The organism is Dehalobacter sp. 12DCB1 (assembly GCF_004343605.1).
In the GTDB taxonomy this organism is placed as follows: domain Bacteria; phylum Bacillota; class Desulfitobacteriia; order Desulfitobacteriales; family Syntrophobotulaceae; genus Dehalobacter.
The window spans coordinates 1-11,555 of the sequence record NZ_POSF01000002.1; the positions used below are offsets into that span (position 1 = coordinate 1).

General features: G+C 49.8%; 8 protein-coding genes. All 8 read left to right on the forward strand.

Features of this window, described 5'->3' with window-relative positions:
* Positions 1-4,872: DEAD/DEAH box helicase family protein (locus C1I38_RS00605; RefSeq protein WP_165904959.1), on the forward strand; the 4,872-nt coding region annotated here is incomplete at its 5' end.
* 12 nt (positions 4,873-4,884) lie between these two features.
* Positions 4,885-5,832 carry a DUF3991 and TOPRIM domain-containing protein gene (locus C1I38_RS00610; RefSeq protein ID WP_119775314.1) on the forward strand — a complete coding sequence of 316 codons (948 nt, stop codon included), beginning with the start codon at positions 4,885-4,887 and terminating at the stop codon, positions 5,830-5,832.
* Between the two features lie 150 nt (positions 5,833-5,982).
* Complete coding sequence (locus C1I38_RS00615; protein WP_119775316.1) at positions 5,983-7,203, forward strand: ATP-binding protein; 1,221 nt, start codon at positions 5,983-5,985, stop codon at positions 7,201-7,203.
* A 528-nt stretch (positions 7,204-7,731) separates the two neighbouring features.
* On the forward strand, positions 7,732-8,142 hold the full coding sequence (locus C1I38_RS00620; protein WP_119775317.1) for a DUF3849 domain-containing protein: 411 nt from the start codon (positions 7,732-7,734) through the stop codon (positions 8,140-8,142).
* Positions 8,139-8,510, forward strand: a complete 372-nt coding sequence (gene mobC, locus C1I38_RS00625; protein ID WP_119775319.1) for a plasmid mobilization relaxosome protein MobC — start codon at positions 8,139-8,141, stop codon at positions 8,508-8,510. The genes C1I38_RS00620 and mobC overlap by 4 nt, the downstream gene beginning before the upstream one ends.
* On the forward strand, positions 8,470-9,867 hold the full coding sequence (locus tag C1I38_RS00630) for a relaxase/mobilization nuclease domain-containing protein (RefSeq protein ID WP_119775320.1): 1,398 nt from the start codon (positions 8,470-8,472) through the stop codon (positions 9,865-9,867). Before mobC ends, C1I38_RS00630 begins: the two co-directional genes overlap by 41 nt.
* The gene (locus tag C1I38_RS00635) at positions 9,818-10,648 is read left to right on the forward strand and encodes a PcfB family protein (RefSeq protein ID WP_119775322.1); all 831 of its coding nucleotides are present in this window, start codon (positions 9,818-9,820) and stop codon (positions 10,646-10,648) included. Before C1I38_RS00630 ends, C1I38_RS00635 begins: the two co-directional genes overlap by 50 nt.
* 6 nt (positions 10,649-10,654) lie before the next feature.
* On the forward strand, positions 10,655-11,554 hold the full coding sequence (locus tag C1I38_RS00640) for an ArdC-like ssDNA-binding domain-containing protein (RefSeq protein ID WP_119775323.1): 900 nt from the start codon (positions 10,655-10,657) through the stop codon (positions 11,552-11,554).
* Position 11,555: the final 1 nt, after the last annotated feature.

Genomic DNA, 11,555 nt, shown 5'->3' on the forward strand with positions numbered 1-11,555 from the left:
CAGCAGGAAACGCCAAAACAACTACGTGTCGATTTCCGAATCATCGACGACAACCTGGGCGCTGGCGGCCAAAAAACCAAATATGGCTGGAATGTTGCAGCTATCCGCCTATTGAACAAACTAGAGGAACAAAACCGCCTTGCCACCCCGGAGGAACAGGAGATCCTTTCAAACTACGTCGGATGGGGCGGCATCCCGCAGGTGTTTGACGAGCAGAACAGCCAGTGGGCGAAGGAATACATCGAATTGAAGGAGCTGCTCACTGAGGAGGAATATACATCCGCACGGGCCTCCACCTTAAATGCCCATTATACCTCCCCCACCATCATCAAGGCCATGTACGCCTGTCTGGAAAACATGGGTTTTAAGACAGGCAATATTTTGGAGCCCGCCTGCGGCATCGGTAACTTTTTCGGCCTTGTACCGGAGAGCATGAAAAACTCCAAACTGTATGGCATCGAACTAGACAGCATCACGGGGCGTATGGCCAAACAGCTTTACCAGCAAGCCAGTATCGCAGTGCAGGGCTTTGAGGAAACCAACCTGCCCGACAGCTTTTTCGACCTGGCTATAGGCAACGTGCCTTTCGGCAGCTACGGGGTAGCGGATAAAAAGTACGACAAGTACAAGTTTTACATCCACGATTATTTTTTCGCCAAAACTTTAGACAAGGTGCGGCCCGGAGGCATAATCGCCTTTATCTCTTCCAAAGGCACGATGGATAAGCAAAACCCTGAAGTCCGCAAGTACATCGCCCAGCGGGCCGAACTATTGGGAGCCGTCAGACTTCCCAACAATGCTTTCCTTACCAACGCCGGAACCGAGGTTACGACCGACATCCTTTTCCTGCAAAAGCGCGACCGGGTTATCGACATTGAACCGGATTGGGTGCATCTTTCCACGACTGAGGATGGCGTGCCAATCAATCAGTATTTCGCAGCCAACCCGGACATGGTGCTGGGCACGATGGCCTTTGACGACCGGATGTACGGCAATCAAAGCGAAACTACCTGTATCCCTTATGAGGGTGCCGACCTTGCTGAGCTTTTGCGCGAGGCGCTGGAAAACATCCATGCGGAAATCACGGAATACGAACTTGATGATGTCACCGAACAAGCGGATACTTCCATCCCGGCAGATCCGAATGTGCGAAATTTCAGCTTTTGCCTGGTGGACGGCGAAATCTATTACCGCGAAAACAGCCGGATGAACAAGGTAGAAGTTTCCGTCACGGCGGCCAATCGAATCAGGGGCATGATCGCCACCCGGGACTGTGTCCGTGAACTCATCGAATACCAAACCGAGGATTACTCAGACGAAATTATCCGGGAACAGCAACGCAATCTGAACCGCCTGTATGACGACTTTGTCGCAAAGTATGGACTTTTGAGCAGCCGCGGCAACAACATGTCCTTCTCCGACGACAGCTCCTACTGCCTGCTCTGCTCTCTGGAGATTCTGGACGAGAACGGCGAATTGGAGCGCAAGGCGGATATGTTCACCAAGCGCACTATCAAACAGCGCACCGTCGTCACCCATGTGGATACCGCCACCGAAGCACTGGCCATTTCCATTGCGGAAAAAGCCTGTGTGGACATGGTTTTCATGCAAGGTCTCACAGGGCTTTCCGAGGAACAGCTTGTAGAACACCTAGAAGGCGTTATCTTCCGCAGCCTTGGAGAACAAGACCCTGCGCATGTGCCGAAAGATTTTTTCGATATAACCCGTTGCCCCTTTGTCACAGCAGATGAATATCTTTCCGGTAATGTCAGGAATAAGCTGCGCCTTGCCAGAGGACTTGCAGAAATGCGCCCTGATCTTGCGGAACATCTTACTCCGAACATCAGGGCACTGGAAGCTGTACAGCCGAAGGATTTGGACGCTTCCGAAATCGACGTCCGGCTGGGCGCGACCTGGCTGCCTCCAGAGGTGGTCAAGGACTTCATCTTTGAACTTTTGGAAACTCCCCTTATGTACAGGCGCTACATCGACGTTTTTTATTCCTCCTATACCGCCAACTGGAATGTTAAGGGCAAAAGCGACGACCGCAGCGACAATATCAAAGCCAATGTCACCTACGGGACCAAACGCATCAATGCCTACAAAATAATCGAGGAAACCCTGAATCTCCGGGATGTGCGTATTTTCGACACGGTTTATGAGGACGGCGCTGAGAAGCGTGTGCTGAACAAAAAAGAAACCGCCATTGCCCAGCAGAAGCAGGAGGCCATCAAGGAAGCGTTCCAAAGCTGGATATGGAAAGACCCCCAGCGCCGGGAACAACTGACCAGGCTCTATAACGACCGATTCAACTCCATCCGTCCCCGCGAGTACGACGGCAGCCATATCCGGTTTACCGGTATGAATCCGGAAATAACTCTGCGTAAGCACCAGGTGGATGCGGTCGCTCACATCCTGTACGGCGGCAATACGTTATTGGCACACTGTGTCGGCGCGGGCAAAACCTACGAGATGACGGCGGCTGCCATGGAAAGCAAGCATTTGGGGCTTTGTAACAAAAGCATGTTCGTCGTTCCCAACCACCTAACCGAGCAGTGGGCCGGGGAATTTTTACAGCTCTACCCGTCAGCCAACATCCTTGTAGCGACGAAAAAGGACTTTGAAACCAAAAACCGTAAGAAATTCTGCGCCAGAATCGCCACTGGCGACTACGACGCGGTAATTATCGGCCACAGTCAGTTTGAGAAAATTCCCATTTCCGCTGAGCGCCAAAAACGGCAGCTGCAGGAGCAAATTGCGGAGATTACCAACGGGATCCAGGAACTTAAGGAGGAGCGGGGCGAGCGTTACGCCATCAAACAGCTTGAAAAGACAAAGAAAACCTTAAAGCTGAAGTTGGATAAGCTCAATGACACCAGCCGCAAGGATGATGTCGTCACTTTTGAAGAATTAGGCGTTGACCGCTTATTTGTGGACGAGGCCGATTTTTACAAGAACCTGTTCTTATACACCAAAATGCGCAACGTGGCAGGCCTGTCCCAGACTGAGGCGCAGAAGTCCTCCGACATGTTTGCCAAGTGCCGTTACCTGGATGAGCTGACAGAGGGACGCGGCATCATCTTCGCCACAGGAACACCCATTTCCAACTCCATCACCGAGATGTATACCATGCAGCGGTATCTCCAATACAAGGCTCTGCGCATAAACGGACTCCAGCATTTCGATTGTTGGGCCTCTACCTTTGGGGAAACCGTTACCGCTATCGAACTTGCGCCGGAGGGAACGGGCTACCGGGCCAAAACTAGGTTCGCCCGCTTCTATAACCTGCCGGAACTGATGAACATGTTCAAGGAAATCGCTGACATCAAGACCGCGGACATGCTTAACCTTCCCGTGCCGAAAGCCAACTACCATAATGTTGCGGTCAAGCCGAGCGAATTCCAGCAGGATATGGTAGCTGAGCTAGCGGAGCGTGCCGAACGGGTGCGCAACCGGATGGTAGAGCCGAATGAGGACAACATGCTGAAAATAACCAACGATGGCCGCAAGCTGGCTCTTGACCAGCGGTTGGTGAGTCCCATGCTTCCCGATCATGAAGACAGTAAGGTAAACGCCTGCGTGGGAAATGTGTTCCGTTTCTGGCGAGAAAACAGAGAGAAGAAGTTGACGCAGCTTGTGTTCTGTGACCTGTCCACACCTAAAGGTGATGGAAATTTCAACGTATACGATGATGTACGCCAAAAGCTCTTTTCCCGTGGTGTCCCTGCCGATGAGCTTGCGTTCATCCATAATGCCGATACGGAGACGAAGAAAAAAGAACTGTTTGCCAAGGTGCGCAAGGGACAGGTACGAATCCTGTTAGGCTCCACCTTTAAAATGGGGGCCGGGACTAACGTACAGGATAAGCTGGTTGCCCTTCACGACCTGGACTGCCCTTGGCGTCCCCGTGATCTGGAACAGCGAAGCGGCAGGATTGTCCGTCAGGGAAACAATAACGACGAGGTGCATATCTTCCGCTATGTGACAAAAAACACCTTTGACGCCTATCTCTATCAGGTTTTGGAGAATAAACAGCGGTTTATTTCCCAGATTATGACCAGCAAATCCCCTGTGCGAAGCGCCGAGGACATTGATGAAACGGCCCTTTCCTATGCCGAAGTCAAGGCACTGGCGACAGGTAACCCGTTTATAAAAGAGAAGATGGATTTAGACATTCAGGTTTCCAAGCTGAAATTACTGAAAGCCAACCACTTAAGCCAGCGTTATGCTTTGGAAGACAGATTGCTCAAGCATTATCCGCATCAGATCAAAACCACCGAGGAACGCATTGCGGGCTATGAAAAAGACCTTACCCTGTATGAGCAGCACAGCGTATTGGAACCCACCGAAGCTAACACAGAAGACAGCCAATTTGCAGGCATGACAGTGAAAAACGTTGCCTACACTGAAAAAGCCAAGGCAGGCGCGGCAATTCTGGAAGCATGTAAGCTGATGACTTCTCCCGAACCGCAGGAGCTGGGCAGCTACATGGGTTTTCCAATGCTGTTTTCCTTTGACAGCTTCCATAAGCAATATCAAATCACCCTGCAAGGCGCTCTAAGTCATACAGTATCACTGGGTACGGACATTTACGGGAATATTACCCGACTTAACAATGCCCTTGCTGAAATGCCAAAAAAACTGGAGTATTGCCGGGAGCAATTAAACACCCTTCGCCAGCAGATGGAAACGGCTAAAGAACAGATTGACATCCCCTTTGAAAAGGAACAGGAGCTGCAAACCAAGTCTGCGCGACTGGCAGAGCTGAACATTTTGCTCAACATGGATAAACATGAAAACGAGGTGATCGACTGCGAGCCTGACGAGGATATAGATGTTCCAGAAAAGAAAGCTGTGGGCTATGAAAGGTGAGGTGATAAAGAAATGCCTTACGTAACACCAGAGCAGATTAAACGGGCCAAGCAAATGGATCTGCTGACTTATTTGCAATATTATGAGCCGCATGAGCTGGTGCACTTTTCCGGCAACGTCTATACCACCCGCACTCATGACAGCCTGAAAATCAGTAACGGAAAATGGTGCTGGTGGTCGCGCAGTATCGGCGGGCGCTCTGCATTGGACTATCTCATCAAGGTTCGAGATATGACGCTCCCTGAAGCAGTCCTTCAGATAGACGGACGGGCGGCTATCATGCCGCCCGTCCCGTCAAAAGCACAAGAACCCACCAACCAGAGAAACTTGCTTTTGCCGGAAAAAAACAAAAACAACAACTGTGTGATTGCTTATCTCTCCGGGCGCGGCATCCATAGGACTTTAATTGAATACAGCATCCGGACCGGACGGCTATACGAAAGCCGCAAACATCATAATGCTGTATTTGTCGGTTTTAACCGCCAGGGTGTTCCCAAATATGCGACGTTTCGTGGAACAACCGGCAAGCGGTTTTTAGGGGAAGCCGAAGGAAGCGACAAGCATTTTTCCTTTTCCATTCCGGCATGGCAGGAAAGCCGTAAGCTTCATCTTTTTGAAAGCGCCATTGATCTGCTTTCCTACGGCACGCTGGAGCTGCTTTCCGGCAAGGACTGGAGAAAGGAAAACTGTCTGTCCCTTGCGGGAATCTATAAACCGAAAAAGATTATTGAACAAAGCACCCCACCCGCCGCGCTCGTCCAATACTTAAAAGACTTCCCGCAGATCAAGGAAATTGCGTTACATCTGGACAACGATACGGCGGGACGGCTGGCGGCAAACACCCTTCAAACCATCCTCCCCCCTACTTACGCTGTTTCAGGCGAACCGCCGAAGCGCGGGAAGGATATGAACGATTATCTGAGAAATATATTGGAAAAACGACGGGGACAGGAACGATAATCTTTTTATTATTTGCCTGTTATCACCTAGAAAGCAACGATAGCATGCAAAATATAAAATATTTTCATAGATTTATATGGTTATAACCCTAAACGCTTCATGTATATTTGCCTTGTTTTGTGGTATAATACAAATAAGGCGGTGGTTATCATGATCCAAAGAGATTTATACATGAAGCAAATCAGGCCGTTCATCGGGAAACCGTTTGTCAAGGTAATTACAGGCATCCGGCGCTGCGGAAAATCCTCTATTCTGATGATGCTACGGGATGAGATTCAAAGCAACGGCGTTGCACCGGAAAACATCCTGTATATCAATTTTGAGAACCTTGATTTTTCCGACTTGAATACGGCGGAGAAGCTGCACAATTATCTTAAAGAACGTATGACTGGTGAAGGCCGATATTATATCCTTTTAGATGAGATCCAAGAAGTCAAGCGCTGGGAGAAAGCGGTCAACTCTCTGCTGGCAGGCGCCAACTCCGACTTGTATATCACAGGCTCAAATTCGCGCCTGCTGTCATCCGAACTTGCGACCTACATCGCAGGCCGTTATATCGAGATTAAAATCAACACTCTCTCTTTCAGGGAATATCTGCTGTTTAAAGAAGTGCGTACGGGCGCGAAGCCGGTTAATATGCGGGAAGAAGTCAGGGACTATATCCGTCTTGGCGGGTTTCCCGCCGTCCACATCGGTGATTACGAAGAAGATACGGCTTACCGCATTGTGAACGACATCTATTCTTCAGCAATCCTCCGCGACACCGTGCAGCGGCATAACATCCGCAACATCGAACTTTTGGAGCGGGTGGTCAAGTTTGTGTTTGATAACATCGGCAATACCTTTTCCGCAAAAAATGTGGCCGACTATTTTAAAAGCCAGCAGCGCAAGATTGACTTAAATACTGTCTACAACTATTTAAACGCCCTGGAAAGCGCCTATATCGTCAGAAAAATTCCCCGTTATGACATCAAGGGCAAAGAGATTTTACAAACCAACGAAAAATATTATATTGGGGATCAGTCCTTGGCCTATGCGGTCATGGGCTACAAAGACAGGCTGATTGCCGGGATACTGGAAAACATCGTTATGCTGGAGCTTGAGCGAAGGGGCTACCGTGTTTTTGTAGGAAAGCTCGATACCAAAGAGGTTGACTTCATTGCCGAAAGAAAAAATGAAAAAGTCTACGTTCAAGTATCCTACACACCCGCTGTCGCCCAGGAAACCATTAACCGCGAGTTTGCTCCGCTGCTGGCCATCAAAGACCATTATCCGAAATACGTCGTTACAATGGATGATTTTTGGAATGATAACGTGGAGGGCGTTAAGCACAAGCATCTTGCGGAATTCTTGTTGATGGACGTGTATTAAGTACACAAGCATAACCTTAAAAATAAGACAATTACGTTTACAAAAACCTGATTGACGAATATGATAACCAGGTTTTTATTTCCTTCTTATAATTAGTATTTGCAATAAATATTTTGGTTCTGCGAGTGCGAACGATGACTGGCAGACTTTTCTTTTCGGCAGGTATTTATTGAGACCAATCGTGACTTTTTTACAACACAAGACTGATGTCTTGTGTTGCAGCAAGCACTGAATTTGGCTAGCCAAATTCGCTTGTTAGGGGGATGCCCCCCTAAAACCCCAAAAAAATGCAGGGCCCATGGGTATTCCTATTCCGTCTTACTCCCGCTTTCATGTGCCCATGCACTGAATCATGAATGATGGCACATCAAAGCGCTCGCGGGGATCGGGCCGCCGTACGCTGAGTGGGTGACACTCCTCGTTCCGCGGCCTTTTGATTACAAATGAATGCTTATTTTTAGGCGATGACATTGGCTCCGCCTTTATGTATTTTTATAAGAACATTTAATAGGAAAGGGAGGAAAATGAATGGGAAATTATGACACTATAGACCAATGGAGTAATGAATACTACTACAAATTGCGGGGCTGCAAAAAAGCCATGATGGATGACTGTGCCTTATCGCAGGCGTACAACAGCAACACATTAAAGAAGTTTATGGAACAGCTTATTGGGACGCATAGCTTGGAGAATGTGTCCCTTTTGCTATCCAACACAATCCGGGAAGCTCCTTGGGACGAGCGTTACTCCAGTGAAGTCAAAGCTTGGGCGAACCGCTATCCGGAAATCCAACCGGCACCTGCGGAAGAAAAAGAGCCTCTGCGTATTTTCGCCCTAAACTTATATGAACATCCCGCCATCCTCAATCAGGCTGCGCGGATTGCCATGCAAAAGGAAAAGGAACTCTCCCAGCCCAAGCCTAAGGAGCAGGCGCGATGAGAAAACGCAATATTCCAATTCTTGTACGGCTGGACACCAAAGAACGGCAGAACCTTGCCAAGCAGGTAAAGAAATCGGGTCTGTCCCAGGAAACCTTTATCCGTACTCTTATTAACGGTTATGTGCCCAAAGAACTTCCCCCACCCGATTACTACGCCATGATGCGCGAGCTTCGCGCCATTGGCGTCAACTTAAACCAAATCGCTGCCAAGGCCAATGCCACGGGGCACATTGACCGGACTCTATTCCAGTATGAAGCCACCCGGCTGAGAAAGACCGTGCTGGACATCCAGGCGGCGGTCACGTCACCGGAAAGGAGAAATGAAGATGGCGACCACAGCAATATGGGATGTAAAGGACCGCCTTGATCGGATAATCAACTATGCCGTTAATCCCCAGAAAACAGAGAACCTCGATTTCTCAAATCCGGATTTCCAGGGGCTTCGCAACGTGCTGGAATATACCGCACAGGACGATAAGACAGAAAAACAGTTTTACGTAACCGGCATCAATTGTGATCCGGTTATTGCCTGTGAGCAAATGACCCGGACAAAGCTGCAATTCCAGAAAACCGACGGCATCCTTGCCTTCCACGGCTATCAATCCTTTATGCCGGGAGAAGCTACTCCCGAAGCCGCCCATCACATCGGCGTAAAGCTGGCAAAAGAACTTTGGGGTAACCGCTTTGAGGTGGTGGTTTCCACCCATATTGACAAGCATCACGTTCATAATCATTTTGTTCTCAACTCCGTATCCTTCGCGGACGGCAAGCGGTACTACGACAACAACGCTACCTATGCCCTCATGCGGGAGACTTCCGACCGGCTATGTCGGGAATACGCCCTGTCCGTCATCGAAAACCCGCAGTGGGGCAAATCCAAGCACCACGCCGAGTGGCAGTCCGAACAGGAAGGAAAACCCACCTGGCGAGGCCTCATCCGCAAGGATGTGGACAAAGCCGTTGCCGCATCCATTACCTTCACGCAATTTATTGTCACCCTGCGTCAACAGGGCTACGAGGTAAAAACGGGTGTAAAATATATGGCGGTGCGTCCCCCGGGAAAAGAACGTTTCGTTCGGTTGAAAACTTTGGGCGACGATTATGCCGAGGAAGCTATTAAGCAGCGGATTCTTCGAAACCGCGCTCCGAAACGGCCACATTCCTTTCCGGAGCCAAAGCGAAAACGCTATGCCATCCGGGGTAGTAAGAACTTGAAAACCACAAAAAAGCTTACCGGTATGCAGGCACTTTACCTTCACTACCTCTATAAAATGGACATTTTGCCAAAAAAATCCGCGTCCAGTAAAAGGACGCATTTTTTATTGCGCGAGGATCTCCGGCACATGAAGGAACTTATCGCCCAAACAAAGCTACTCTGCGCCCGCCATATTTCGAGCAAAGAGCAGCTTCTCACTTATAAGCAGGGATTACAGCAGGAAATGACTACTTTGTTTGACTCCCGCAAAGCTCTTTACAACCGGATACGCCGGTGCAAGAACGATAAGCAAGTTTCGGCATACAAGGGGCAGATTGCCGGGCTTTCCCAACAAATCAGCCTGCTCCGTAAGGAAGTAAAGCTCTGTGCGGACATCCTGTCCCGTTCTGGGGAGATGCAGAAAAAGCTTTCCCTGATTAAGCAGGAGGAAATCCAGCAAAGGAAGGAGGAAAAGACCTATGAACAACGGAGCCGACGCAGCGGATCAGATCGTCAATATGACCTTTAAAGGAATTGAGGTACTAGCCAGAATCTCCGGCGAGGGCGCGAAAAACCTTGCCACCTACCTGTACGCTGTGTTGAGAGATCAGAAGAAAACCAGAGGTAAAACCCGTCTGGAAACGCTTTTGCGCAGCGGCAAGGAACTGAAAGTCTTTACAGTCAGAAACGAGGACTTGCAGAAATTCACCCAGGAAGCCAGACGCTACGGCATTTTATACTGCGCCCTGCGGGACAAAAAGAATCTGGACGAGATGTGCGACATCATGGTACGGGCCGAAGACGCCTCCAAAATCAACCGCATCGTGGAACGTTTCAAGCTGGCTACCGTGGACACCGCAAGCATCAAAAGCGAGATCGAAAAATCCAGGGCGGCCAAGCAAAAGGAAATTGCACCGGATAAAAAAGGCCCGGACGAAAAAGTGCCTCCCATAATGGGAACGCCCGCCGAAAAAAGCGCGGATGCTTTCCTGGACGAACTCATGGCAAAACCCACACAGCCGGAGCCTGCCACCAAACAGCCTGACAACCCAAACCCTACGACGGCGACGGCGGAGAAACCCCTTCCGTCCGAGCCTACCTCAGAGCACAGCGGGAAAACCGCCGAGGGTACAGTTGAGCCGGAACGGAAATCCGTCCGTCAGGAATTGAAGGAAATCCGGGAGGCTCAAAAGGAGCAGGCGGAAGCCAAGCGCGAGCCTGCTAAAGAAATGCAGAAAACTACAAAACAGACAGCTAAATCAAACAGGCAGAAATCAAAGTCCAAATCAAAAAAACCGAAAGAGAGGTAAGACGCTATGAGCAGTTTTGATGATCTTTTCCGGCAGGAAAATGAAGCCCCTGCCCCCCGAAACGACCGACCTTTTGACAAAGAGACATGGAAGCAGCAGAAGCAGGAGCAACGGGAAATGGTATACTCACTGATCGACGACACTGCGGAAGCAGTGGCGCGGGAAAGCAGCAAGTTTCAAAGCTATCTGGATGTACAAAGCCGCTTTGACCGTTACAGCGTTTCCAACGCCCTCTTAATCCTTGCCCAAAAACCGAATGCTACCCGTATTGCAGATTTCGATACTTGGAAAGAGCAAGGCATCTATATCCGCAAAAAGGAAAGCGGTTTTTACATCCTGGAACCAGGGGAGGAATACCAGCGCGACGACGGCACCAGCGCCATCAGCTATAACCCCAAAAAGATGTTCGACATTTCCCAGACCGGGAAAGCCCTAAAACACGAGACTTCGGCCTATCCCGACGACCGCACCCGTATTAAGGCGCTGATGGATCACGCCCCTGTTCCTATTCGTATCAGTGATACGCTGCCGGAAGGCACAAACGCGCTGTATCAGCCGGACACGCGGGAAATTCAAATCCGGCGCGGCATGGACGCGGAAAATATTTTCCGCACCCTATCCCAGGAACTGGCCCATGCCGAAATGGACAAAGGCGACGGAGATTATAGCCGTTCTGAGAATGGCTTCCATGCCTACTGTGCGTCATATATGCTTTGTAAGCAATACGGTGCGGATACAAGCAGCTACCGTTTCGACCACGCTCCGGAAATGCTGGAAAGCATGAATCCACAGGAGATTCGCGCCGAGCTTTCAACCATTCGAGAAACTGCCGGTGATATTTCCGGCAGGATGAACCGGATGCTTGCACCGCAGCGGCAGGAAAAGAGACCGGAACGGGAACGTTAGG